This window comes from Streptomyces sp. NBC_00154 (genome assembly GCF_026342835.1).
Lineage (GTDB): Bacteria > Actinomycetota > Actinomycetes > Streptomycetales > Streptomycetaceae > Streptomyces.
Genome location: NZ_JAPEMI010000001.1, coordinates 1,015,789 through 1,039,065, shown reverse-complemented (window position 1 = coordinate 1,039,065; position 23,277 = coordinate 1,015,789). Strand labels below are relative to the sequence as shown.

At 68.9% G+C, this 23,277-nt stretch carries 17 protein-coding genes and 1 pseudogene; 14 read left to right on the top strand and 4 right to left on the bottom strand.

Annotated features, from left to right (window positions below; translation table 11 throughout):
* Window positions 1–166: 166 nt before the first annotated feature.
* Complete coding sequence (locus OHA03_RS04580; protein WP_267000979.1) at window positions 167–1,939, top strand: DUF4153 domain-containing protein; 1,773 nt, start codon at window positions 167–169, stop codon at window positions 1,937–1,939.
* Between the two features lie 177 nt (window positions 1,940–2,116).
* Here the strand turns inward: OHA03_RS04580 and OHA03_RS04575 are convergent, their stop codons facing one another.
* A complete protein-coding gene (locus OHA03_RS04575) occupies window positions 2,117–3,670 on the bottom strand; it encodes an MFS transporter (RefSeq protein ID WP_267000978.1) in 1,554 nt (517 codons plus the stop codon).
* 189 nt (window positions 3,671–3,859) lie between these two features.
* On the opposite strand from OHA03_RS04575, the gene OHA03_RS04570 reads away from it, so the two are divergent.
* The 3 genes from OHA03_RS04570 (at window position 3,860) to OHA03_RS04560 (ending at window position 5,994) form a co-directional block, all read left to right on the top strand.
* Window positions 3,860–4,486, top strand: coding sequence for a TetR/AcrR family transcriptional regulator (locus OHA03_RS04570; protein WP_267000977.1), 627 nt, complete (start codon window positions 3,860–3,862; stop codon window positions 4,484–4,486).
* Window positions 4,487–4,602: 116 nt separating this feature from the next.
* On the top strand, window positions 4,603–5,313 hold the full coding sequence (locus OHA03_RS04565; RefSeq protein WP_267000976.1) for a ribonuclease HII: 711 nt from the start codon (window positions 4,603–4,605) through the stop codon (window positions 5,311–5,313).
* A gap of 60 nt (window positions 5,314–5,373) precedes the next feature.
* Window positions 5,374–5,994: a hypothetical protein gene (locus tag OHA03_RS04560; RefSeq protein WP_267000975.1), complete on the top strand. Its 621-nt coding sequence runs from the start codon at window positions 5,374–5,376 to the stop codon at window positions 5,992–5,994.
* A gap of 66 nt (window positions 5,995–6,060) precedes the next feature.
* Here OHA03_RS04560 and OHA03_RS04555 read toward each other — a convergent pair whose 3' ends face one another.
* A complete protein-coding gene (locus tag OHA03_RS04555) occupies window positions 6,061–6,684 on the bottom strand; it encodes a hypothetical protein (protein ID WP_267000974.1) in 624 nt (207 codons plus the stop codon).
* Between the two features lie 217 nt (window positions 6,685–6,901).
* Complete coding sequence (locus tag OHA03_RS04550; RefSeq protein ID WP_267000973.1) at window positions 6,902–9,073, bottom strand: RecQ family ATP-dependent DNA helicase; 2,172 nt, start codon at window positions 9,071–9,073, stop codon at window positions 6,902–6,904.
* Window positions 9,074–9,183: 110 nt separating this feature from the next.
* On the opposite strand from OHA03_RS04550, the gene OHA03_RS04545 reads away from it, so the two are divergent.
* The 6 genes from OHA03_RS04545 to OHA03_RS04520 all read left to right on the top strand — a co-directional run bounded on the left by OHA03_RS04545 (window position 9,184) and on the right by OHA03_RS04520 (window position 17,159).
* On the top strand, window positions 9,184–10,491 hold the full coding sequence (locus OHA03_RS04545; protein ID WP_267000972.1) for a DUF4192 domain-containing protein: 1,308 nt from the start codon (window positions 9,184–9,186) through the stop codon (window positions 10,489–10,491).
* Between the two features lie 138 nt (window positions 10,492–10,629).
* Window positions 10,630–11,394, top strand: a complete 765-nt coding sequence (locus OHA03_RS04540) for an NUDIX domain-containing protein (protein ID WP_093777299.1) — start codon at window positions 10,630–10,632, stop codon at window positions 11,392–11,394.
* A 111-nt stretch (window positions 11,395–11,505) separates the two neighbouring features.
* A complete protein-coding gene (locus tag OHA03_RS04535) occupies window positions 11,506–13,275 on the top strand; it encodes an ATP-binding cassette domain-containing protein (protein ID WP_267000971.1) in 1,770 nt (589 codons plus the stop codon).
* A 181-nt stretch (window positions 13,276–13,456) separates the two neighbouring features.
* Window positions 13,457–14,323 (top strand): FadR/GntR family transcriptional regulator, encoded by an 867-nt coding sequence (locus OHA03_RS04530; RefSeq protein ID WP_323181325.1) that lies wholly within the window; start codon window positions 13,457–13,459, stop codon window positions 14,321–14,323.
* Between the two features lie 324 nt (window positions 14,324–14,647).
* Window positions 14,648–16,198, top strand: a complete 1,551-nt coding sequence (locus tag OHA03_RS04525; RefSeq protein WP_267000969.1) for an RNA polymerase sigma factor — start codon at window positions 14,648–14,650, stop codon at window positions 16,196–16,198.
* A gap of 130 nt (window positions 16,199–16,328) precedes the next feature.
* The gene (locus OHA03_RS04520) at window positions 16,329–17,159 is read left to right on the top strand and encodes a trypsin-like serine protease (protein ID WP_267000968.1); all 831 of its coding nucleotides are present in this window, start codon (window positions 16,329–16,331) and stop codon (window positions 17,157–17,159) included.
* A 106-nt stretch (window positions 17,160–17,265) separates the two neighbouring features.
* On the opposite strand, the gene OHA03_RS04515 is transcribed toward OHA03_RS04520, so the two are convergent.
* Window positions 17,266–17,499: a hypothetical protein gene (locus OHA03_RS04515; protein WP_030927184.1), complete on the bottom strand. Its 234-nt coding sequence runs from the start codon at window positions 17,497–17,499 to the stop codon at window positions 17,266–17,268.
* Window positions 17,500–17,938: 439 nt separating this feature from the next.
* Between OHA03_RS04515 and OHA03_RS04510 the strand changes: the two genes are divergently transcribed.
* The 4 genes and pseudogenes from OHA03_RS04510 to OHA03_RS04495 all read left to right on the top strand — a co-directional run bounded on the left by OHA03_RS04510 (window position 17,939) and on the right by OHA03_RS04495 (window position 23,223).
* Entirely contained in the window at window positions 17,939–20,059 is a 2,121-nt protein-coding gene (locus tag OHA03_RS04510) for a type IIA DNA topoisomerase subunit B (RefSeq protein ID WP_267000965.1), read from the top strand.
* 163 nt (window positions 20,060–20,222) lie between these two features.
* Window positions 20,223–20,699 (top strand): annotated as a pseudogene (locus OHA03_RS04505) (histidine kinase); the annotation flags it as partial.
* A 210-nt stretch (window positions 20,700–20,909) separates the two neighbouring features.
* Complete coding sequence (locus OHA03_RS04500; RefSeq protein WP_267007928.1) at window positions 20,910–22,538, top strand: transposase; 1,629 nt, start codon at window positions 20,910–20,912, stop codon at window positions 22,536–22,538.
* Between the two features lie 43 nt (window positions 22,539–22,581).
* Complete coding sequence (locus OHA03_RS04495; protein WP_267000963.1) at window positions 22,582–23,223, top strand: response regulator transcription factor; 642 nt, start codon at window positions 22,582–22,584, stop codon at window positions 23,221–23,223.
* Window positions 23,224–23,277: the final 54 nt, after the last annotated feature.

Sequence of the window (23,277 nt, the reverse complement as noted above, 5' to 3'; positions counted from 1 at the left end):
GGTACTGCCACATCCCTGCCGCGCACGTCTGAGAGCGGTACTGGAGGGCTACCCTTTCGGCCACGCCGCCGTCAATGATCATCGTGACGGTCGTGCGCCGAATGAGAGCCGAGGTGCTCGCGCTGCTCAGCAGCTGAGCGAGCGGAACTCGGTGGGAGGGGGTCCCATGTCCGATCACACGTCAGAGTCGTCCCGGAAGCCAGAGGCGCCCGAGTCGTCCCGCCCGCGGGAGCCGTCGGCGGCGCCGGAGTCTTCGAAGTCGCCGGAGCCGTCGGTGGCCTCCGAGTCGCCCGGCAGCTCCGCAGCGCCGAGCGTGCCCGATTCCGGCGACGCCGTCCCGGAACCGCCGAAGGGTCCGGCGTACGCGCAGCAAGGATGGCAACCGCATCCGCCGCCCAACCCCTGGCAGAGCCGCCGGCAGCAGGCCGGCACGGTTGCGCGGCTGCGCCCGGCCCCGCCGGTCGCCATCCGCAACGCCACACTCTGGTCGGTCGTGGCCACCGCGCTCCTCAGTGGCCTGTTGCTGGGGGACGGCCTCGGCGTGAACCTGCTGATCGTCGCGGTTCCCGCCGCGCTCGCGGCCTTCTTCGCCGCAGAGGCCGCGGGTCGACGGCTCCGGCCCTGGTCCGCTGTCTGGGCGCTGGGCGGTCTGTCACTGCTCATCGTCCCGGCACTCCGGGACGCGGGCTGGCCCACCTTCCTCGCTGTGGTGTCAGCCGTCGCGCTGGGCTCGCTCACCCTGCACGGCAGCCGCAGCTGGCTCGGGGTGTTCCTCGGTTCGGTGGGCCTGTTCTCCTCCGCCGTCGAGGGAGTGAGATGGGGCGCGTTGGGCATTCGCGACCGGATGGCAGGTTCTCGCGGTCGATGGGGTGTCGCCTTCCGGTCCACCGCGGTGGCCGTTGTCCTGCTCATCGTCTTCGGAGGACTGTTCGCGAGCGCGGATGCCGCGTTCGCCGATGTGCTCGGCAATTTGATCCCCGATGTGTCGTTGGGCGACAGCCCCTGGAGGTTCTTCCTCTGCGTGGTCGGTCTGGTCGGTGCGCTCACAGCCGCCTACACCGCTGCTGCCCCCATCCGCTGGGACCGCATCACCGTGCGGGCAGGCAAGGCCCGCGGCCGGCTGGAGTGGGCGCTTCCGCTCATCGTGCTGAATCTGCTCTTCGCCGTCTTCATCGCCATCCAGCTCACCGTGTTGCTCGGCGGATACGACAAGGTGATGGCCGAGACCGATCTCAGCTACTCCGCATACGCCCGCCAGGGCTTCTGGCAGTTGTTGTGGGCAACACTGCTCACCCTCCTCGTGATCGCGCTCGCTCTGCGCTGGGCCCCTCGTGGTGAAGCGCGCGACCGGACTCTCGTGCGGATCGTCCTCGGCACGCTGTGCCTGCTCACCCTTGTGGTGGTGGCCTCCGCGCTGCGACGCATGGAGCTGTACGTCGATGCGTACGGTCTGACCCGGCTGCGCATATCCGTGGCCGCGGTGGAGCTGTGGCTGGGCGTGGTGCTGATCCTGATCATGGCGGCGGGTGTGTTCGGCGCCCGGCTGCTGCCGCGCGCCGTGGCTGCGAGCGCGGCCGTCGGTGTGCTCGTGTTCGGTCTGGTCTCGCCCGACGGGCTGATCGCGGAACAGAACGTTCAGCGCTACCGCAACAATCACGCGATCGACATCGACTACCTCCGGGGCCTCTCGGCCGACGCCGTACCGGCCCTCGACACACTGCCCGAACCGCTGCGGTCCTGTGCCCTCGGCGAGATCCAGCGCACGCTGCGCGTGTCCGACACTCCTTGGTACGCCACCAGCTGGGGCGAGGCGCGGGCACGCGACATTCTGGAGAACCGGAGCGCGAACGCTCTCGTGACGGACTGCGCGGGGCTTGGAAGCGGTGAGGACGGCGGTGATCGGGGCGGTTACGAAGACGATACGTACGACCCGTACTGATGACGTCGCCTACGGATGACGCACCCTACGACCCGTGCTGATCCGGATCGCTGAGCGGTACCCGGCGATCCGGGCAGGTGCAGGCCGCATCCCCATGGACGGCCTGCACCTGCGCCGGTGCACGTGCCTGTGCCTGCGCGCCGCCCGGCGTACCGGTGCCCGCACCGGCGTGCGACGCTAGGCTCCAGGGCCACCCGCGGACGCCTTGCCGCTCAGCGCATCCAGATCGCTCCTGCGTACCCGGATCACCAACACCGCAGTCAGCAGGGCGAGTGCCGCCATCGCCACCGCTGCCGTGAACGCCGTCGAAATGCCCTGCGTGAGCACCTCGTGTCCCCAAGGCGCGGGCAACTCGTGTGTCTCGGCGAATTTCGCCTTCTGCTCCGGCGTCGCCTGCGCCATGAACGACGGAAGTTGCTTCTCCGCCTCGTTGCGGCTCGCCGTGCCGAAGACTGTCACCAGGATGGACAGCCCCAGCGAACCACCCACCTGCTGACTGGCATTGAGCAGTCCGGACGCCGCACCGGCCTCGTTCTGCGCGACCCCGGAGACAGCGGTCAGGGTCAGCGTGACGAAGTTGAGGCCCATACCGAAGCCGAACAGGAACATCGGCCCCAGCACCCCGCTCGCGTAGGAGCTGTCGGACGAGACGAATGTCTGCCAGAAGAGGCCGATTCCGGTGAGTGTCGAACCGGTGATCATGAACGGCTTGGGGCCGAGCACCGGCAGCAGCCGCTGCGACAGGCCTGCGCCCGCGACGATGGCGACTGTCACGGGCAGGAAGGCCAGACCCGACTCGATGGGGCTGTAGCTCAGCACGTTCTGCACGAACAGGACGATGAAGAAGAACATGCCGACCATGGCGGCGGCCAGGCTGAGCATGATGAGGTACGTCCCCGACCGGTTGCGGTCGGCGAACATCCGCAGTGGGGTGATCGGTTCCTTCGCCCGCATCTCGATGAGTACGAATGCGGCGAGGAGTACCACCGCGGCGCCGAAGGACCCCACGGTCAAGGAGTCCCGCCAGCCCTCCTCGGATGCCCGGATGAATCCGTACACCAGCGAGGCCATGCCGAGGGTCGAGGTCAGGGCGCCCGAGACGTCGAAGCGGCCGGGATGCTTCTCGGACTCGCTGATGTACATGGGTGCCAGGACCGCGATCAGCACACCGATCGGTACGTTGACGAAGAAGACCCAACGCCAGTCGAGCCATTCGGTGAGCATTCCGCCGGCCAGCAGGCCGATCGCGCCGCCACCCGCCGAAACTGCGGCAAAGACTCCGAACGCGCGGTTCCGCTCGGGGCCTTCGGGAAACGTGGTGGTGATCAGGGCGAGTGACGTCGGTGAGGCGATGGCTCCGCCGACGCCCTGGAGGGCCCGGGCCGCGAGCAATTGCCAAGGTTCCTGGGCCAGTCCGCCCAGCAGGGAAGCAAGGGTGAAGACCAGGATTCCGGCTATGAAGACCCGGCGGCGGCCGAGAATGTCACCGGCCCTGCCGCCGAGGAGCAGCAGTCCACCGAAAGTGAGCGTGTAGGCGCTGAGGACCCAGGACAGATCGGTGGTGGAGAAGCTGAGCGCGTCCTGGATGTGCGGAAGCGCGATGTTGACGATCGTGGCATCGAGCACAACCATCAACTGACATGCGGCGATGACCGTGAGGGCGATCCCCCGTCGCCCCTGCCGTCGGGCCGCGCCCGGCGGACTCTGTGCTTCTAACTGAGAGGTTGTCACTATGGATCCCCCACAAGTGAATTAGTGAACGGAAGCGTTCACTGTCTCGTCAACGGTAGTGAGTCCCCTTCAGTGAACGCAAGCGTTCACTGAATCCTGCTGTTGCCGGGACGCCGGCGGAATTGCTCAGTCCGCCTCCACGTCCTGATCCCGCCTTACCGTCCGACCTGTTTCGATGGAGAAGAGCTGATGGTTACTTCGCGCTCGGCGGCCGCCGCTCGGCCGCCGATGGCGTCGCCGCGTCGCCGCGGGCCCGTACTCGAACGCGCGATCCTCGATGCCGCGCTGGAACAGCTGAGCACCGTGGGCTGGAACGGGCTGACGATGGAGGGTGTCGCCGCCGGGGCCCAGACAGGGAAGGCGGCGGTCTACCGGCGATGGCCCTCGAAGGAGGACCTGGTGGCCGACGCGCTGCAGACGGCACTGCCGGCGCTCGGTGAGGCGCCCGACTTCGGCAGCGTTCGCGAAGATCTCTACCAGCTCTGTCGGCGGCTGCGCGACGCCATGCTTTCCAAGCCCGGATGCGCGCTGCGTTCCGTACTTCACGAGTGCGACGCAAGCTCCGCCGAGCGGTTCCAGTCGGTGATCCTCAAAGGGGTGATCCAGCCGTCGACCGAGCTCCTCCGGGAGGTGGTCGGCCGTGGGATCGCGCGTGGCGACGTCCGCTCCGATGCCACGAGCGAGCTGTCCTTCGAAGTGATCCCCGCAATGATGATGTACCGCAGCAAGGTGTGCGGCAGCGAATGGACGGACGGGGAGCTCGCCGAAATGATCGATCAGGTCGTGGTGCCGTTGTTCCGCTCCTCCGGCAACTGAACGCGACGGCCAGCGGCCGGGCCGTGAGCATCGCGGTGACGGCGGTACGGGCGGCAGAACGGTCCGGCGCCCCGGGGTGTTCTCGGCGTTCTCGTCGGCGTACGCTGGCTGGCGCCATGCCGTACGAACCACCCACGCACACCGTCGAGCGCTCACTGCGCGCTACCACTGGTGCCAAGACCGTCGCCGGTGTCGACGAGGTCGGACGCGGAGCGTGGGCGGGACCGGTCACCGTGTGTGCGGCCGTCACCGGCCTCCGCAAGCCTCCTGCCGGACTCACCGACTCCAAGCTGATCAGCCCCAAGCGCCGCGCCGAGCTGGCGCCGCTGCTCGAGGGCTGGGTCACCGCCTACGGTCTCGGAGACGCCTCGCCGCAGGAGATCGACGACCTCGGGATGACCGCGGCCCTGCGCCTCGCCGCTGTCCGCGCCCTCGAAGCGCTGCCGGTGCGCCCCGACGCGGTGATACTCGACGGCAAGCACGACTACCTGGGCGAGCCCTGGACGGTCCGAACCGTCATCAAGGGCGACCAGTCCTGTGTCGCAGTCGCGGCCGCCTCGGTGATCGCGAAGGTCCACAGGGACGCGATGATGGCCGAGCTGGGAGCGGAATCGGGGGAGTACGCCGCCTTCGCCTTCGGTGCCAATGCCGGCTACCCGTCCCCCGTGCACAGGGCCGCTCTGGAGGCGCTGGGGCCTACGCCTCACCACCGCCTGTCGTGGTCCTACCTCGACGCGCTGCCCAAGTGGCAGCACGTGAAGAAGGTCCGCTTCTCCGCCGAGGCGGCTGCACTGGAAAGCGGGGGCCAGCTCGGCTTCGACTTCTGATCGCGCATTTGTGCCCACCCGCTGATGCTCATTGCGTCGGCGTTTGATAGACAACCACCCATGCCTCTCATCCCCGAGGAGCCTCAGATTCACGAGAGCGCCCAGGGTCCCCGCGTCACTCCGGCCGCAGGCCGTACCGCGCCGACCCCCCGTCCCGTACCCGGTCCGCGTTCCGCGGCCATGCCGCGCCCCGGTCGTCCGGGTCCCGGTCCCGCGAGGCCCGCGCCCCCCGCGCAGCGCCCGCACCCCACCGCCGTTCAGTCTCAGGCGGACCGCTCGGAGAACCGTTCCGTGCCGCAGATCCAGCTGATCCCGGCCCCGGCCGGCGGCGCGCTCGACGCCGCCGACGAGGCAGTCGATCTGCTGCTCGACTCCGGACGCGCACCGGGCGACATCCTGGTGCTCACCACCGGTGAACATCACCCGTGGGCCGCGCACGAGCTCTCCTTCGGAGAGGCCGCCTACTGGGCCCAGCACGAGGCCGGTGACGATGTCTTCTTCGCCGGTGCCGCGGGCGCGGACCGGGTGCAGGCGCGTCCCGTGGTGATCGTCGCGGTCAACGGAGCGGCCGATGACGCCGCTGCCGGTGCGCTGCTCCTCGCGCAGAAGCGCGCCGGGGCGCTGTTGATCGTCTGCGGTGACCCGCAGCAGATCAACACCGTGCTCGGCGTCGGCGTCTGAGCCGTACGGCACGTACGACCGTGGTGACCCGGCTGCCCGACGGGGCGGCCGGGCCGACGGCTCGTGTCAGCGGGCCGCGGTACGGCGCAGTGCCTCCGTCGCCCCGCCGCCGGTGCGCAGCGGAAACGGGTCGTGCTCGCCCACCGTGTCGGCGAGAGACGAAGGCGCTGACGTGGAGTTGGGCCGACGGCCACCGCGGCCCTCGCCCAGCACCTGCCACCCGCCATGGGTCAGCGTGATGTACGCACCGCACCGAAGGCCGTGCAGGGTGCAGGCGTCTCGCAGACCCCACATCCACGCCCCGTCCTCCTCCGTCCATCGCTCGTCCCCCTCGCGGCAGTAGAGCAGTACCGCAGTCCGCACGGGCGTGCGGCGTCGCAGATCGTGCGGGATGACCCGGCGCAGATGCGCCAGCAGCGCGTTACGGAACTCCCAGCCGTCCGCGGCTACGGGGCGGCGGGCGAACGATGCGCTGGCCGTGAGGCGTTCCTCGTGGTCGAGCACGGCGACGACGGCAGTTGCCGGAGTCGGCCGGTGCCGGGCGTGCAGTCCGCTCACGACCTCGCGCGGGCTGCGCAGCAACGGTATGCCTGCAGCCGCCCACTCGGCCGGTTCGAGCATTCGGGCAAGGCGGTTGGCGGAGTCGGCGGACACCGAAGTGGCTGCGGACGGAGCGAATCCGAAGGTCACGGTCCTCCCTTCGCATACGCGCCCACGGTGCGGGCAGGGTCGGGTGGGGGCGCACCGCGGCACAGCCCTTCCGGGCCGCGAAAGGACCGTGCGGGGAGCGAGTTCAATTCTCCCTGGCGTATCGGCAGGCGGCAACGAGCAATTGGCAAGGCTGACGGGAATCAGCCGGAATGACACGGATATCCCTGCCCAGATCGTGGACGGATGACTCCCCGTGTCACGCCTGAACAGCGAGGACCAGCGGAAACACTCCCTCCGCCCCGGCCCGGCGCAGCAGCCGGGATGCCACGGCAAGCGTCCAGCCCGTGTCCGAGAGATCATCCACGAGCAACACCGGGCCCCCCGCCGACGCCAACGCCTCGGCCAGTTCCGGCTCCACGACGAGCGCCTCGTGCAGAGCCCGCACCCGCTGCGCGCTGTTGGTCCGGGAGATCCGCACCTCGGCCGCTCCTGGCGCGTAAGTGACGCTGCCGAGCAGTGGCATCCGGCCGACCTCGGCGATACGGCTGCCGAGCGACTGGATGAGCTGCGGTCTGCTGTGCGAGGCGACCGTGACGACGCCGACGGGCCGGGGCGCGGCATCGGCGTTGCCGGATGCCCAGCCACCCGGTCCCTTGGCCCAGTCGACCAGCACTGTCACCACCGCGTTCGCCACATCGTCCGGTACCGGGGCGTCCTGCGTCTGCGCCGCCAGCATCGGACGCAGCCGGTTGCCCCAGCCGATGTCGGAGAGCCGGCCGAGGGCGCGCCCCGAGAAGGACAGTTCGCCCGTCGGGATACGGCCCTTGAGGTCGACGCCGACCGCGGCAAGACCGGTCGGCCACATCTTGCGGGGCTCCACCTCCACGCCCGGCCGGCCGAGCTCGCCCCGGGCGGTGTCCAGAGCCGCCGTCGACACCTGGTCGTCGAAGCGCGCGCCCGCGCAGTTGTCGCAGCGTCCGCACGCCGCCGCTTCCTCGTCGTCCAGCTGGCTACGGAGGAACTCCATCCGGCAGCCGGTCGTCGTTGCGTAGTCGCGCATCGCCTGCTGCTCGGCGGACCGTTGGCGAGCCACCCAGGCATAGCGCTCGGAGTCGTAGACCCAGGGCTCTCCCGTGGCGATCCAGCCGCCCTTCACCCGCTTGACCGCACCGTCGACGTCGAGGACCTTGAGCATGGTCTCCAGGCGGGTGCGCCGCAGCTCGACCAGCGGCTCCAGAGCAGGCAGCGAGAGTGGCCGCCCGGCCTGGGCGAGCGCATCGATCGTCCGCCGGACCTGCTCCTCCGGGGGGAAGGCAACCGATGCGAAGTACTGCCAGATCGCCTCGTCCTCCTTGCCCGGGAGCAGCAGCACCTCGGCATGTTCGACGCCTCGGCCTGCGCGGCCCACCTGCTGGTAGTAGGCGATGGGGGAGGAGGGGGAGCCGAGGTGCACGACGAAACCGAGGTCGGGCTTGTCGAATCCCATACCGAGCGCGGACGTTGCGACCAGGGCCTTGACCCGGTTGGCCAGGAGATCGTCCTCCGCCTGCTGCCGGTCTGCGTTCTCGGTGCGGCCGGTGTAGGAGGCCACGGTATGCCCGCACTGGCGCAGATACGCCGTGATCTCCTCAGCGGCCGCGACGGTGAGCGTGTAGATGATCCCGGAGCCCGGGAGCTCCTTGAGATGATCACCCAGCCAGGCCAGCCGGTGTGCGGCGTTCGGCAGTTGGAGCACGCCGAGGCTGAGACTCTCGCGGTCGAGAGGCCCACGCAGCACCAGCGCATCCGTGCCCGCGCCCGTACCGAGCTGCTCGGCGACATCCGCGGTCACCCGCGCGTTCGCAGTGGCGGTCGTCGCGAGCACGGGTACGCCCGCCGGTAGATCGGCGAGCATGGTCCGCAGCCGGCGGTAATCCGGCCGGAAGTCGTGGCCCCAGTCGGAGATGCAGTGCGCCTCGTCGACCACGAGCAGCCCTGTCGCGGCAGCCAGCCGGGGCAGGACCTGGTCCCGGAAGTCGGGGTTGTTGAGCCGCTCGGGGCTGACGAGCAGTACATCCACTTCCCCTGCTGCCACCTCGGCCTGGACGGTGTCCCACTCCTCGGTATTGGACGAGTTGATCGTGCGGGCGGTGATCCCGGCCCGGGCCGCGGCCGCTACCTGGTTGCGCATCAGTGCGAGCAACGGCGAGACGATCACCGTCGGGCCGCTGCCCTGCGCCCGCAGCAGCGAGGTCGCGACGAAATACACGGCGGACTTGCCCCAGCCGGTCCGCTGGACGACCAGCGCTCTGCGCCTGTCCGCGACCAGCGCCTCGATGGCCCGCCACTGGTCCTCGCGCAGCCGGGCAGTGTCGGTGGCGTCCCCGACGAGTCGGGCCAGTACGGAATCGGCCGAAGCCCTGAGCTCTGCGCGGTCTGCGTTGGTCATGCCCCCATGCAACCCGATGGGTGTGACAAACCGCGAACGACCCCGCGGACCTGTGGACAACTTATCCACAGGGGGTCGCGGAATTCTGCCGCTCGCGGGACGGTCGTGCCATGAACAAGCACCACGAATCCACCGGGCCGGCCGACGAGCAGCAGATCACTCTGCGCGGGCCCGCCGAACTCGCCGATGCCCTCCCGTATCTCATGGGGTTCTATCCGAACGACAGTGTGGTCATGGTCGCCCTGCACGGCGGCCGCGGCCGGTTCGGCGGGCGGCTCAGGCTCGGAATTCCGCAGTCACCGCAAGAATGGCCCTCCACCGCTGAGCAGCTCGCCGAGTGTCTGGTCAAGGGCAGCGAGCGGCGTGGGGAGCGTCCCGAGGCGATCGTCATCTTTCTCTGTCAGGATCCGGCCGACGGGGAGGCCCCGGGCCAGGTGATGGAGCGGCTGCGGCCGCTGGCCCAACGTCTGCGCACGGCCTGTGGAGCTCTCGACGTACCCGTACTCGAAGCGCTCTGCATCTCCGGCGGCCGGTACTGGTCCTACTGCTGCCCCGACCCGCGCTGCTGTCCGGCCGACGGGAACTCGCTCTCCCTCCCCGGCACCTCGGTGATGGCGGCCGCCGCCACCTATGCGGGCATTCAAGTGCGGGGATCTCTGCGGGAGATGGAAGCCAGGCTCACTCCCCTGAAGACCCCGTCCGTGGCGGATCAGCCACAGGCTCTGGACTCGGCGGGCGCCGCACTGGTGCCGAGGATCCTCGACGAGGAGGGACGCAAGGAGGTGGCCCGCGAGACGCTGGTGCTCGCCCGTGCGCTGATGAAACGCCTCAGGGAGGCGCCGACGACGGCGCCCTCCGCTGCGGACATCCAGGACGACTCCCTGATCAGCCATGACGAGGCCGCCGCGGTGATCCTCGGCCTGCAGGACCGGGAGACCCGGGACAAGGCCGCCGAATGGATGGAGGGGCCGGAAGCGGAATCCGCGTTGCGGTTGTGGCGGGCGCTCTCGCGTCGCTGCGTCGGACCGTACGGGGAGCATGCCGCGGCGCCGCTCACCCTGGCGGGCTGGGTCTCGTGGTCCACCGGCGACGAACCGGGTGCACGGGTCGCTCTGGGCCTGGCTCTGCGGGCGGACCCCGAGTACACCTTTGCTCAACTTCTCCACCAGGCGTGCAACCAAGGACTCGACCCGGAAACCCTGCGTCGTTGTCTGCGCGGGGAGCGCAGTGACCGGACGGGCCGAAGCAGTCACCGTACGGAGCGGAGTGCAGTGCCCCGCGCGGTGCGCCCGCCGGCCGTGAGGCGGAAGAGGGCGCAGCCCGGCTCCGTCCGTCCCGGAACGGCGGTTGCCCGAAGGCGTGCCCGGGAGTCGCGGGCGGACGGCCGGGGCGGGACCAAGAGCGGCCGACAGCCGTGACCGGGTGCGCGATGTGGCGCCCGACGTCAGGATCAAGGTGAGTGGAGGGAGCGGGCAGCGAAGGGCACTTGGTCCGGGACGGATGAAGAGCATGACGAAGGGAGTGTTTATCGTCAGGCAGACGACTATGATCACGGCATGCCGCCCTACGACCCGTCGACCTTCCCGCCCTTCGCTGTCACCGTCGACCTCGTTGTGCTCACCGTGCGCCGCCATGCGTTGTGTGCGCTGGTGGTTCGCCGTGGTGAGTCGCCGTTCCAGGGCCGGTGGGCGCTGCCCGGCGGCTTCGTCAAGGCTGATGAGGACCTCGGGGCCGCGGCGGCACGCGAGCTGGCCGAGGAAACCGGGTTGTGCGCCCACGACCCGGCAGCCCCGGCCGTCGGCAACGGTGCCCATCTCGAACAGCTCGCCACCTACGGCGACCCCAAGCGGGACCCGCGGATGCGGGTTGTCAGCGTCGCCCACCTGGCACTGGCACCCGACCTGCCCGCCCCCCGCGCGGGCGGTGATGCGAACAGCGCGCGGTGGGCGCCCGTCGACGACCTGCTCGGACCAGAGGGCGGCTACGGTCGCGAGGGTGAGCAGCAGGCCCCGCTGGCCTTCGACCATGCGCAGATCCTCGCCGACGGTGTCGAGCGGGCCCGTTCCAAGATCGAGTACTCCTCGTTGGCCACCGCTTTCTGCCCGCCGGCGTTTACGGTCGGCGAGCTCCGTCGGGTGTACGAGGCGGTGTGGGGCGTGGTCCTCGATCCGCGGAACTTCCACCGCAAGGTGACGGGCACGCCCGGATTCCTGGTGCCTGCGGGTGGAACCACCACCCGCCAGGGCGGGCGTCCGGCCCAGCTTTTCCGGGCCGGTGCGGCCACGGTGCTCAATCCGCCGATGCTGAGGCCCGAAGTCTGACCTGCGGAACGCCCGCGAGTCCGGTGCTGCACTAAAAGTCCTAAATGTCGCGTTATCTTGCTGCGGTAATCACCCTGCCGCCGAGCGGTCTCACCTTCCGCGAGAGAAGCGATGCTCCAGGCCATCGGACTCACCAGCGCTCCCCACCGCGGGCTTCCGCCCGCCGTCGACGACCTCACTTTCGAAGCCGGGCCGGGCGCCGTCACCGCGCTCCTCGGTGCCCCCGGCTCCGGCAAGACCATGGCCCTTCGTCTGATGCTCGACATCGAATCGGGGCGGGGGGTCACCTACTTCCGCGGCAGACCGCTGCACCGCATCCCGCACCCCGCCCGTGAGGTGGGAGTGCTCCTCGGAGACGTACCCGGTCACCCCGCTCGTACCGCCCGTGGCCAGCTCCGTATGCTCTGCGCCGCCGCAGGGGTGCCCGCCTCCCGGGCCGACGAGCTGCTCGAGACCGTCGGCCTCGCCGCGCTCCGTGAGCAGTGCATCGGCGCGATGTCGGTCGGTATGGACCGCAGGCTCGGCCTCGCCGCGGCGCTGCTCGGCGACCCTCATGCGCTGATCCTCGACGACCCCGGAGAGGGGCTCTCCCCGCACGAGAAGAGCTGGCTGCACGGGCTGCTGCGCGCCCATGCCGCCCGAGGCGGGACGGTTCTCTACACCACCCGCGACCCCAAGGAGGCCGCACGGACGGCCGACCGCGTGGTCACGGTCGACTCCGGACGTCTCGTCGCCGACCAGGGCAGCGCCGCCTTCTCCCGTACCCGGCTGCGCCCCCGTGTCGTTGTCCGTACCCCGCACGCTGCCCGGCTCGCCACGATCGTCAGCAGTGAGGCGCGAGCGGCGCAGCGATCCGTCGAGGTGGTCGCCGAAGCGAGCAGCCGTCTGTCGGTGTACGGCAGCAGCTGTGCGGAGATCGGGGACACGGCATTCCGTCACGGCGTACCCGTTCATCAACTGGCCGACGAGATCGGTGGCACCGGCCCGGTCACCGCCGGCCCTTCCGGGCCAGGGGCTGCGCCTCGTCCGGAGTCGCCGGTCACCGATCCGGGGTCCGCGTCACCCGCATCCGCGTCGGAGCTGCCGCCGCCGGTCCGACGGCGTCCGGCCCGTGGCCCGCTCCAACCGCTGCGTTATGAACTGCGCCGACTCTTCGGTGTCAGAACAACGGCGGTGATCATGGCTGCCGTTCTGGTCGTCTCGGTGGGTCTCTCGGTCCTGCTCGCCCGCGGCGGCCATGCCCGGCTCCCCGATGTGCTCGCCGCCTGGCCGCCGACGCTGCCGCTGCCACCCGTCGCATTCGGCGCCGGGCTGCTCGGAGCGCTCTCGTTCGGTGACGAGTTCCGCTACCCCGCGCTCGCGGCGGGGCGAGGCACCGTTCCCCGCCGCATCGGCTTGCTGCTGGCCAAGCTGCTCGTTTCGGCGGGCGTCGCGGTGCTGCTCGCGCTGCTGACCGTTCTGGCATCCGAGGAAGCCCTCCATCTCTTGTACGGAGGCGACTTGATCCGGGTCCCGTCGAATGCGACCTATCTCGCAGTGAGTTGGGCGGGCCTGAACGTCGGCTGCGCCTGGGCCGGTCTGCTGGCCGCCGGAATCTTCAGGGTGACGGCCGCCGGAATTTCCGCGGTACTCGCCGTTCCCGTGCTCGTCGTTCCGCTCATGAAGAAGGTGCCGACGGGGTCGACCGCACATTCGATGCTCGGACTTCCGGCCAGGCTCCGCGAACTGGCCTGGGTGCAGTGGCCGCACGTGGTGGACCGATGGATGGTGACTGTCGTGCGCGTGGTGACGCACCCCGTGGGGGTGGCGCTGTCGTTGTCGCTCTCGGTCCTGATCTGCGCTTATTTGTTCACCAGTCTTCGCGGCAGGGTTCGTTGGTGATCGCGGAACGTGCCCGGACTGCCGAGGGGTGCGAAATTCCCTGAAAAGTGCCTGTTTTGTACGGATAAGGCGTCAATTGGGGGGCTGGCGCCGATCACCCTTTCGTGTGCTTTTCACCAAAGACCTCAAGGGGTGGCTGGGCCGCGCCGACAAAGGATGCGTGAGTACCCTTGCGCACACCATGATGACCGCCGCCCGCTCCGTCGACTCCGGCCTCGCCGGCTCGGGTGATCTCGATCGCTACCCCTATACGGAGGCGCCGGCCGGCGAGCATGCAGCCGCTCGTTCCTGGGACGGCGCCGACGCCGAGCTGGGCCGGGTGGGCCGACGGGGCTCGGCGAGCCGCGGCCGCGGCCTCCACGGCCAACTCGTTCAGCAGCTGGGTCAGATGATCGTCTCCGGCGATCTGGGCGCCGACCGCCCGCTCGTGCCGGAGGAGATCGGCCAGCGTTTCGAGGTCTCCCGCACTGTCGTACGCGAGTCACTGCGCGTTCTTGAGGCCAAAGGCCTGGTCAGTGCCCGGCCGAACGTGGGTACCCGGGTGCGCCCGGTCAGTGACTGGAATCTGCTGGACCCCGACATCATCGAGTGGCGAGCCTTCGGTCCGCAGCGTGACGACCAGCGCCGTGAGCTGGGTGAGCTCCGATGGACGATCGAGCCGCTCGCTGCTCGCCTGGCCGCCGGTCACGGTCGCGAGGACATCCAGCAGCGCCTCGGTGACATGGTCGAGATCATGGGACACGCGGTTGCCCAGGGTGACGGGATCACCTGCTCCCGGGCCGATGCCGAGTTCCACTCCCTGCTCATCCAGGCCGCCGGCAATCGCATGCTTGAACACCTCTCCGGCATCGTTTCCGCCGCCCTGCAGGTCTCGGGGGGTCCGATCACGGCCTGCGACCGTCCCGGCGAGGCGTCCCTCGGCCACCACGCCCGGATCGTCGAGGCCCTCGCCACCGGCGACGCGACGGGTGCTGAGGCGGCCATGCGACAACTTCTTGTCGTCCACCCGGAGGTGGAGCGAGTGGTGCCGGCGCCGCGCGAGCACTGAGCGCAACGCGGCCAGGGGTTACGGACCACGTGTCGCCGGACCCTCGCGGTCCGGCGGCACAATTGTGGAGAGATGTCGTTCCTGGTCATGTTCGTCGCAAATGAGGTGTGACTCGGGCCACGCGGATTGGGCGTAACACTCCTCGAGACAGTGCGATGACTTAAGAGGTGACCGCCGCGGAAGGAATACAGCAGCCATTGGGCGCGCTGTGCAGTTCTGAGGCCAAGCCCGCGCCGTCGGTATATTCCCAGCCCGACGGTCGTCGGTTCCAGCCCTCTCCAGGGCCGGGCCGGAAGCCGTATCCATCGTTCCGAGAGGTTGTTCGTGTCGGCCAGCACATCCCGTACGCTCCCGCCGGAGATCGCCGAGTCAGAGTCTGTGATGGCGCTCATCGAGCGGGGAAAGGCTGATGGGCAGATCGCCGGCGATGACGTGCGTCGGGCCTTCGAGGCTGACCAGATTCCGCCAACCCAGTGGAAGAATGTTCTGCGCAGCCTCAACCAGATCCTCGAGGAAGAGGGTGTGACGCTGATGGTCAGTGCCGCGGAGTCGCCGAAACGCGCCCGCAAGAGCGTCGCAGCGAAGAGCCCGGTCAAGCGCACCGCCACCAAGACTGTCGCGGCCAAGACGACCGTGACGAGGACCGTCGCGGCCACCGCCGCCCCGTCGGCCGAGACCGTGGACGTGGTGGCCGACGACGCCGCCGCGGCCAGCCCTGCGAAGAAGGCGGCAGCCAAGAAGACGGCTGCCAAGAAGACCGCCGTGAAGAAGACGGCGGCCAAGAAGACAGCAACGAAGAAGTCCGGCAAGAAGGACGCCGACGAGCTGCTCGACGGCGACGAGGCGGCCGAGGAAGTACAGGTAGGCAAGGGCGACGAAGAGGAGGGCGAGGGCGAGACCAAGGGCTTCGTCCTCTCCGACGACGACGAGGACGACGCGCCTGCGCAGCAGGTCGCCGTCGCCGGTGCCACGGCCGACCCGGTCAAGGACTACCTGAAGCAGATCGGCAAGGTTCCTCTCCTCAACGCCGAGCAGGAGGTCGAGCTCGCCAAGCGCATCGAGGCGGGTCTGTTCGCCGAGGACAAGCTGGCGAACTCCGACAAGCTCGCACCGAAGCTCAAGCGCGAGCTGGAGATCATCGCCGAGGACGGCCGTCGCGCCAAGAACCACCTGCTGGAGGCCAACCTCCGTCTCGTGGTCTCGCTGGCGAAGCGCTACACCGGCCGCGGCATGCTCTTCCTGGACCTGATCCAGGAGGGCAACCTCGGTCTGATCCGTGCGGTCGAGAAGTTCGACTACACCAAGGGCTACAAGTTCTCCACGTACGCCACCTGGTGGATCCGTCAGGCGATCACCCGCGCCATGGCCGACCAGGCCCGCACCATTCGTATCCCGGTGCACATGGTCGAGGTCATCAACAAGCTCGCGCGCGTGCAGCGCCAGATGCTCCAGGACCTGGGCCGCGAGCCCACCCCGGAGGAGCTGGCCAAGGAACTCGACATGACCCCCGAGAAGGTCATCGAGGTCCAGAAGTACGGTCGTGAGCCGATCTCCCTCCACACCCCGCTGGGTGAGGACGGGGACAGCGAGTTCGGTGACCTGATCGAGGACTCCGAGGCGGTCGTCCCGGCCGACGCGGTCAGCTTCACGCTCCTCCAGGAGCAGTTGCACTCGGTGCTCGACACGCTCTCCGAGCGTGAGGCGGGCGTGGTCTCCATGCGCTTCGGTCTTACCGATGGTCAGCCGAAGACCCTCGACGAGATCGGCAAGGTCTACGGCGTGACGCGTGAGCGCATCCGCCAGATCGAGTCGAAGACCATGTCGAAGCTGCGCCACCCGTCGCGTTCGCAGGTGCTGCGCGACTACCTCGACTAGGTCGCAGGAGTACTCAGACCGAAGGCCCGGTTCCGATGGGAACCGGGCCTTCGGCCTATGTGCAGGTGCGGTCGTCGACGCGCTGAATGACTCTGAGTGGGCATGATCCATCACAGAGTCAGGAGTTCGCATGTTCCGCACCGTCGCCTGCGCCATGACCGGGGCACTTGCCCTGACTGCCGCCGCGGCCGTGATAGCGCTCGGCTCCCCGGTTCCGGCGGCTGCGGACAGCATTGTCCTCGGCGGGCAGCCCGCGCACGTCAAGGACAGTCCCTGGGTCGTCGCGCTGTCCAGCCGTAGCCATTTCGGAAGTACCCGCGCGGGCCAGTTCTGCGGCGCCGTGATGGTGGCTCCGACGAAGGCGCTGACTGCCGCGCACTGCCTGAACCAGGAGGAGCTCGGCACCGATATGAGTCAGGCGAGCGATCTGCGGATCATCGCCGGGCGGGACGAGCTGAACGGGACCGGAGGCCATGAGATCGCGGTGAAGGGGACATGGATCAACCCGGGATACGACCCCACGACCAATATCGGTGATCTGGCGGTGCTCACCCTGGCCGAAGCGCTACCTCAGCAGAGCGTGATCTCGATGGCCCCGGCAGGCGACCAGGCCTATGAGCCGGCTCCCGGCGCCGTGGTCTATGGATGGGGAGACACGACAGGGCGCGGTGACTTTTCGCTGTCGCTCCGCTCCACCCAGGTGAGCATCCTTCCGGACAGCACGTGCGAACGGGCCTACCCGGGGGGCAGAGCAGGGAAGTACAAGGCCTCGGCGATGCTCTGCGCGGGCGAAACGCTGGGCGGGCACGACGCGTGCCAGGGAGACAGCGGAGGACCGCTGGTCGCCCGCGGGCGACTCGTCGGACTGGTCTCCTGGGGGAACGGTTGCGGGCTCCCGGGCACTCCCGGCGTCTACACGCGGATCTCCGCCACCATCGGGTGGATGGCAGGCAGTAGCTGACCGGCGCCGCTCCGTGGGCATGAGAACGGGCGGCTCCCCCCGCGAGGGGGGAGCCGCCCGTCGGCCGGTAAGGAACCGGACCCTGGCTCGTCGTGGATGCGAGGTGTCAGTGTTGTTCCTCTTCGGCGGCATTGGCCTGCACGGCCGTCAGCCGGTCCGTCTCATCCTGTATTTCCGCGGCGATCTTCTTGAGTTCCGGCTCGAACTTGCGACCGTGGTGGGCGCAGAAGAGCAGTTCACCGCCGCTGATAAGGACGACGCGCAGATATGCCTGGGCGCCGCAACGGTCACAGCGGTCTGCTGCGGTCAGCGGGCTCGCGGGGGTCAGAACAGTAGTCACGTCGCCTCTTCTCTAGCTCGACGAGCTGTCGTACCAGGGTCAACATCCAACCAGGCCGAAAACGTTCCCGCTCGTGGCTTTTCTTCGAAACTTCTTCTCAAAATGGCTGTCTGTTGCCGGTTGGCGGCGAATGTGCCGTATTGCGTAGCGCTACGGTTTCGCGTTGCTTGTCTTGGTCGGTCCGTCCGTCCGGCCGGCTTGCCGGTTTGTTCATGAGGACGTGCCCGGAGCCTAAATGGTTCATGCCTCGAAGGGAACGTGATGTGCGCGTCACTCGAACGAGGGATCGAACGCGTATGCGAGGCTGGACTACTGTGAGCATTCCCCGAGGGTGGCGTTACAACCGCTCTACCAGGCCTCGGTACGCTCTCAGCGGCTACCGAAGCCGAGCCCGATACCCACTCGGGCCCCAAATGAAATTCAGCGAGGAGCGAACCGCGTGACCGCCGATACGTCCGTGCCGTCCACTGCGCTGCTGACCGGAGCAGACCAAGACGGCTCCAACTACACCGCGCGGCACCTTCTCGTACTCGAGGGGCTCGAAGCGGTGCGTAAGCGCCCCGGGATGTACATCGGGTCGACTGACAGCCGCGGCCTCATGCACTGCCTCTGGGAGATCATCGACAACTCGGTCGACGAGGCTCTCGGTGGCTACTGCGATCACATCGAGGTCATCCTTCACGACGACAACTCTGTCGAGGTCCGGGACAACGGCCGAGGCATCCCGGTCGACGTGGAGCCCAAGACCGGCCTGTCCGGTATCGAAGTGGTGATGACCAAGCTGCATGCCGGCGGCAAGTTCGGTGGCGGTTCGTACGCCGCGTCGGGCGGTCTGCACGGCGTCGGCGCCTCCGTCGTCAACGCGCTCTCGGCCCGGCTCGACGTCGAGGTCGACCGCAACAGCGCGACCCACTCGATCAGCTTCCGGCGCGGCGTTCCGGGCATCTTCACCGAGCAGGGGTCGGACAGCCCGTTCGACCCGGCCAGCGGCCTCCGCAAGGGGAAGCGGGTGCCGAAGACGCGCACCGGCACCAGGGTGCGCTACTGGGCGGACCGGCAGATCTTCCTCAAGGACGCCAAGCTCAACCTGGAGACGCTCCACCAGCGGGCGCGGCAGACGGCCTTCCTCGTCCCCGGCCTCACGATCGTCGTGCGCGACGAGCGCGGTCTCGACGGTGAGGGCAAGACCGAGGAGACGTTCCGCTTCGACGGCGGGATCAGCGAATTCTGCGAGTACCTCGCGCAGGACAAGGCCGTCTGCGACGTTCTGCGGCTGACCGGGCAGGGCACCTTCAAGGAGACCGTGCCGGTCCTGGACGAGCGTGGGCACATGACGGCGACCGAGGTCACCCGTGAGCTCGTCGTCGACATCGCCATGCGCTGGGGCACCGGGTACGACACCAACCTCAAGTCCTTCGTCAACATCATCGCCACCCCCAAGGGCGGCACCCATGTGACCGGCTTCGAACGCTCCGTGACCAAGACGGTCAACGAGGTGCTCCGCTCCGCGAAGGTGCTGCGTGTCGCCGAGGACGACATCGTCAAGGACGACGCCCTGGAGGGCCTCACCGCGGTCGTCACCGTACGGCTCGCGGAACCGCAGTTCGAGGGCCAGACCAAGGAGGTGCTCGGCACCTCGGCGGCCAACCGGATCGTCGCCAATGTCGTGGCCAAGGAACTCAAGGCGTTCCTGACCTCCACCAAGCGTGATGCCAAGGCGCAGGCCAGGGCGGTCCTGGACAAGGCGGTGGCCGCCGCGCGGACCCGCATCGCGGCCCGTCAGCACAAGGACGCGCAGCGCCGGAAGACGGCCCTGGAGTCCTCCTCGCTGCCGGCCAAGCTCGCCGACTGCCGCAGTGACGACGTGGAGCGCAGTGAGCTGTTCATCGTCGAGGGCGACTCGGCGCTGGGTACCGCCAAGCTCGCCCGGAACTCCGAGTTCCAGGCGCTGCTGCCGATCCGCGGCAAGATTCTCAACGTCCAGAAGGCGTCCGTCACGGACATGCTCAAGAACGCCGAGTGCGGCGCGATCATCCAGGTCATAGGAGCGGGGTCGGGCCGGACCTTCGACATCGACGCGGCTCGCTACGGGAAGATCATTCTTCTCGTCGACGCCGATGTCGACGGCGCGCACATCCGCATTCTGCTGCTCACTCTCTTCCAGCGATACATGCGGCCCATGGTCGAGGCGGGCCGGGTCTTCGCGGCGGTGCCGCCGCTGCACCGGATCGAGCTCAGTCAGCCGAAGAAGGGCCAGGACAAGTACATCTACACGTACTCGGACCGTGAGCTGCGGGAGACGCTCCTGGAGCTGCAGCGGAAGAACGTGCGGTACAAGGACTCGATCCAGCGGTACAAGGGTCTTGGCGAGATGGACGCCGATCAGCTGGCGGAGACGACGATGGACCCGCGTCACCGCACGCTGCGGCGGATCAACATCGGCGACCTGGAGTCGTCCGAGCAGGTCTTCGATCTGCTGATGGGCAACGAGGTCGCGCCCCGCAAGGAGTTCATCTCCAGCTCGGCAGCCACGCTGGACCGCTCCCGTATCGACGCATGACCGGCAGCCGCAGTCTCCACCCGTGGGTGGAGACTGCGGCTCCACCCACGATCAACCCCTGAGCCGATCCCCTGACCTGGGCCTTTCCGTAGCGTCGAAGGCGATGACCCATCCCGCACTTCGGAGGCCGCCATGTCCGGGCGTGTCAATGCCCGGTGCCAGTGTGCCGGCCGTGATCCTGTGGTGCGGCTGCGCTGTCACGGCTCTGGAGCGGCTGCCGCTCTCGGCGGGAGTCCCCGCCACGGCCGTCGCGCTGGCCGCCTACGCCGCCGTCAAATACGTGCTTCGACTGGACGCCGAGGCCCGCGGTAGCCGCCCAGCAGCTCCTCGAGCAGGAGCGGGCTGCCAGGGTGGCCGAAGCCGAATCGGCGGCGCTGGACGAGCGCTCCCGGATCGCCCGCGAGATCCACGATGTGCTCGCGCACAGCCTCTCCGCGCAGTCGGTGTACCTGGAGGCGGCACGGTTTGCTCACCGAGAGAGGACCTACGACGGAGTTCCGGGACCAGATGCTGGAGCGCGTGGTGGCGGCCCGCTCGATGGCGCGCGACGGGATAGCCAAGACCTGCAGGCGCTCTCCGCCCTGCGGGGGAGGTCTCCCCGGTGGAGGACTACCTGCGACAGCTGGTGGCCGCGGCGGAGCCGGGCGAGGTGCCGGCGGCGGGGAGCAGCGGGCGCTGACGGCCGGTTTGCTGAGCTGAGCTGAAGTGAGTGGTGGCGTGCAGGAGTGCGATCTGTCGGTGGGTTCGCGGGGGTGGGAACGGGGGTTCTGGGGTCGAATGGGTGACTTTGGCGGCTGTTTCTCGTTGGGCTGGGTGGCTGGTGTCCGGCCCTGAGGGAGGGGGTGATGTGGTGGTTGGCTTGCGGGAGCTGACGGCCTCCTTCGTGGTGCCTGGGCCTTGCGGGGTGGCGGTCCGGGACCGTCTCAAGCACCTGACTGTCGAGGACGAGAGGGTGCTGCGTGCGGTCGGTGAGTACCAGGGTGCGCTGGCTTCCCGTGATCTCAAGACTCGCTGTACGGACGGACACGATCACAGCACCGATACGTGGGCGGCGCGTAAGCGGGAGCTGACTGGGGTGTCGTCGTCGCGGATCGCGGGTGCGATCACGAAGGCCACGCATGATCAGTGGGCGCTGGCCCGCCGCTGCCAGGCCGCGCATATCCGGAAGTTGGATGCCGGGATCAAGACGTTGCGGCACCGCCTTTCCCTCCCGATCGGGGAGAAGGGAACCAAGCGGGCTGCGGGCGGTTACCGGTCGAAGGGCGAGTGGTTCCGCAAGTCCCGCCGCCTCGCGGCACTCGAAGACCGGCACACTGCTGCTGTCGCCGAGTGGCAGGCCGGGCGGGTCCGGGTGGTGCGGGGTGGTAGACGTCTCCTCAACACCCGCCACAACCTCGCCCAGGCCCGGCTCACGGAGGGGCAGTGGCGGGAGCGGTGGGAGGCGGAGCGCTGGTTTCTTGCTGCTGATGGTGAGTCGGGGAAGCGGTTTGGGAACGAGACGATCCGTGTCACCCCGGACGGCGAAGTGTCGGTCAAGCTGCCTGCCCCTCTCGCGCACCTGGCCAATGCCCGGCACGGCCGGTACGTCCTCGCCGCCCGTATCGCGTTCGCGCACCGGGGTGCGGAGTGGGCCGACCGCATCACCGCGAACCGGGCCGTCGCCTACCGCATCCACCTCGACGTGGCGCGTGGACGCTGGTACCTGACCACATCCTGGCAGCGCCCCGTCGTCCAGACCATCCCGCTGGAGACAGCCCGCGCCCGGGGCGTGATCGGCGTGGACACTAACGCGGATCACTTCGCCGCCTACCGGCTCGACCGGCACGGCAACCCCATCGGCGGGCCCCGGCGGTTCTTCTACGACCTGTCCGGTTCGGCCGGCCACCGCGACGCACAGGTCCGCCACGCTCTCACGCGTCTGCTGCACTGGACCCAGCAGGCCGGCGCGAAGGCCATAGCCATCGAGGATCTGGACTTCACCGCCGAGAAGACCCGCGAGAAGCACGGCCGCCGCAAACGGTTCCGGCAGCTCATCTCCGGCATGCCCACCGGCAAGCTCAAAGCCCGGCTGGTGTCGATGGCCGCCGAACAGGGTCTTGCGATCGTCGCGGTCGATCCGGCCTACACCAGCATGTGGGGTGCCCAGCACTGGCAGAAACCCCTGGCCACCCCACGTCGAAAGATGTCCCGTCACGATGCCGCCGGTATCGCGATCGGGAGACGCGCCCTCGGACACCCGGTCCGGCGACGGACGGCACCACCCCCGCACGACCAGAGCGATCGTGCGGGGCATCGGACCGCCCAGGCCGGACCAGGTACCCGAGGGCGTGAGGGAACCCGCCCACCCGCAACGGACCGGCCCCCTGGAGGGCCGGCGCCGAGCGGGAAGAGAAAGCGGGGGACCAGTGCATCCAACACCGTTCGGGATGCGCCCAGCACGCATCAGCGGGTCCACGGCCCGCTTACGCGCACTGGTTAGGAACGGTTCGTGGTGAGACTGCGCTCGCGACGACGACCAGTCGGTGGTGCGTGAGGGATTCGTGATGCTGCTGGGGCGCCAGGGGTCGAGGTGGTGGTATAGGCGAGGGACGGGGGAAGAGTCCGTCGCGCTCGTCGCGGAGCAGGCTCCGGATGTGGTTCTGATGGACCTCCGCATGCCGCGTTGCGACGGGGTGGAGGCGACGCGGCGTATCCGCAAGGAGTACCCGAACACTCAGGTGGTGGTGCTCACGACGTTCGCGGACGACGACTCGCTCTTCCCCGCACTGCAGGCGGGGGCTCGCGGATATCTCACCAAGGACGCCGGGGGCGACGAGATCGTGCGGGCCATCCAGGCTGTGCTGTCGGGCGAGGCCGGACTCTCGCCCGCGGTGCAGCGGCGGTTGTTGGAGCGGGTCACCACGGCACCCGCGCCGGCCGGTCCGCCGGCCGCCGAGCAACAACTGCCCGACGGCCTCACGCCCCGCGAGGCGGAAGTGCTCGTCCTGATCGCCGAGGGACTGTCCAACCCGGAGATCGCCCGCAAGCTGCACATCTCGCAGGCCACCGTGAAGAGCCACATCAACAATCTCTTCGCCAAGGCCGGAGTGCGCGACAGGGCACAGGCCGTGCGCTATGCGTATGTTCGCGGACTCGCACGCCCGCCCGGGACATCCTTCACCTGATGAGGTGAAGTGCGGCAAATGACGTGCCCGGGAACTTCCCGATCTGTCCATTCT

Excerpts from the sequence above, each read along its gene's own strand:
- OHA03_RS04520 (WP_267000968.1), top strand. The coding sequence starts at position 16,329 with ATGTTCCGCACCGTCGCCTGCGCCATGACCGGGGCACTTGCCCTGACT.
- OHA03_RS04535 (WP_267000971.1), top strand. The coding sequence starts at position 11,506 with ATGCTCCAGGCCATCGGACTCACCAGCGCTCCCCACCGCGGGCTTCCG.
- OHA03_RS04545 (WP_267000972.1), top strand. The coding sequence starts at position 9,184 with ATGAACAAGCACCACGAATCCACCGGGCCGGCCGACGAGCAGCAGATC.
- OHA03_RS04565 (WP_267000976.1), top strand. The coding sequence starts at position 4,603 with ATGCCGTACGAACCACCCACGCACACCGTCGAGCGCTCACTGCGCGCT.
- OHA03_RS04530 (WP_323181325.1), top strand. The coding sequence starts at position 13,457 with ATGATGACCGCCGCCCGCTCCGTCGACTCCGGCCTCGCCGGCTCGGGT.
- OHA03_RS04560 (WP_267000975.1), top strand. The coding sequence starts at position 5,374 with ATGCCTCTCATCCCCGAGGAGCCTCAGATTCACGAGAGCGCCCAGGGT.
- OHA03_RS04540 (WP_093777299.1), top strand. The coding sequence starts at position 10,630 with ATGCCGCCCTACGACCCGTCGACCTTCCCGCCCTTCGCTGTCACCGTC.
- OHA03_RS04550 (WP_267000973.1), bottom strand. The coding sequence starts at position 9,073 with ATGACCAACGCAGACCGCGCAGAGCTCAGGGCTTCGGCCGATTCCGTA.
- OHA03_RS04570 (WP_267000977.1), top strand. The coding sequence starts at position 3,860 with ATGGTTACTTCGCGCTCGGCGGCCGCCGCTCGGCCGCCGATGGCGTCG.
- OHA03_RS04580 (WP_267000979.1), top strand. The coding sequence starts at position 167 with ATGTCCGATCACACGTCAGAGTCGTCCCGGAAGCCAGAGGCGCCCGAG.